Source organism: Rhabdochromatium marinum (assembly GCF_016583795.1).
In the GTDB taxonomy this organism is placed as follows: domain Bacteria; phylum Pseudomonadota; class Gammaproteobacteria; order Chromatiales; family Chromatiaceae; genus Rhabdochromatium; species Rhabdochromatium marinum.
In genome coordinates, this window is record NZ_NRRS01000164.1 from 1 (window position 1) to 1607 (window position 1607).

General features: G+C 56.7%; 1 protein-coding gene. It reads left to right on the top strand.

The window, feature by feature from the left end; translation table 11 throughout:
* The first annotated feature begins 489 nt into the window (after window positions 1–489).
* Entirely contained in the window at window positions 490–1374 is an 885-nt protein-coding gene (gene rfbA / locus CKO36_RS19020; RefSeq protein ID WP_200286472.1) for a glucose-1-phosphate thymidylyltransferase RfbA, read from the top strand.
* Window positions 1375–1607 lie beyond the last annotated feature (233 nt).

A 1607-nucleotide genomic window follows, 5' to 3' on the forward strand; every position in this document is an offset into this window, starting at 1 on the left:
AATCGCTCAAGCAGAGCGCGTACCATGACCGTGGCAGGCGCGCGTTCAGCAAACCGGTTGAGAACATCATCAAACATCGGTTGTCAACTCCAACTCTAGAAATAATATCCATATTATACAATGAGTTGCATCACCTTAAAAGGGCTGGTCCCAGGACAGTACAAACGCATTATTGAATCCCGCTAAGATCACCAGAGTGAGCACCAGGAAGTTAATATCGGCTCTCCCAAGTTTCCAGTTTGTGCGCTCAAGGGTCAACACCTAAGGCTTTTTGGGTGAAAAAAGCCAAACAACAGTGCGCGCAATGTCATTCCAATTAATTTGAAAACGCTCCCCCTTCTTCCCCCTTCCCCCCCCTCTTCCAGGCTTTACCTGGCGTAATGAAAATAACGCGAACCTGGTGCTGATAAAGTAAAATCAGCTCCAACAATCCCCCTGCATGCGATTGCATTGACATTGAATAACACACGCGAGTTGAGTGACATGACCATAACCCGCAAAGGCTTGATTCTCGCCGGTGGTGCCGGCACCCGACTGCATCCGCTGACGGTCGCAGTCAGCAAGCAGCTGATGCCGGTGTATGACAAACCGATGATCTACTATCCGCTTGCGGTGCTGATGTTGGCTGGCATCCGCGAGACCTTGATTATCACCACGCCACGCGATCAGGCGGCCTTTCGTGACCTGCTCGGTGATGGCCGCCAGTGGGGACTGCGACTCGACTATGCTGTGCAGCCACACCCGGGCGGTCTGGCACAAGCGTTTCTGATTGGCCGGGATTTTATTGCCGGCGACCCCTGTTGCCTGATTCTGGGTGACAATATCTTCTATGGCGGCGGCCTGACCCCGTGCCTGAAGCATGCGGCGGCCCAGACCTCGGGGGCCAGCGTATTTGGCTATCGGGTACGGGATCCGCAGCGCTATGGAGTGGCGGAGTTTAACGCCGCCGGGCAGGTGATCAGCCTGGAGGAAAAACCAGCGCGGCCCAAATCCCATTATGCAGTGACCGGTCTGTATTTTTATGATGAGCAGGTCTGCGAGCTGGCTGCCGGCTTGCAGCCCTCTGCGCGCGGCGAGCTGGAGATCACCGATCTCAATAACCGCTATCTGGCCCAGGGGCAACTGTATCTGGAAAAACTCGGTCGCGGGATCGCCTGGCTGGATACCGGCACCCAGGAGTCGCTGTTGCAGGCGGCCAATTTCATTCAGGCCATCGAGCAGCGCCAGGGGTTAAAAGTCTGCGCGCCTGAGGAGATGGCCTATCTGAACGGCTGGATTGATGCCGCGCAACTGCGCACCCTGGCCGAGCCGCTGCGCAAAAGCGGCTATGGCGAGTATCTGCTGGGCCTGCTGCCGGACGGACTGACGAACTGAAGGACTGACGGAATCAATAGCTGAAGCATCCTAGTCAACTACCCCGGCCTAAAGGCCGGAGCTTGAAAAAGCTCGGTTGACCAGGGCAAGCGGTGAGAACCCGCTTCGTGCATCACAGGTCGTCAAGACCCACTCCGGGATGCTTCCTCAGTCCCGGACCCTGGAAGATCAGGATCATGCTGGCGAAAGGCAAAGCGCCGAAGGTGTTGATCGCCGCCGCGAGGCGGGAGCCG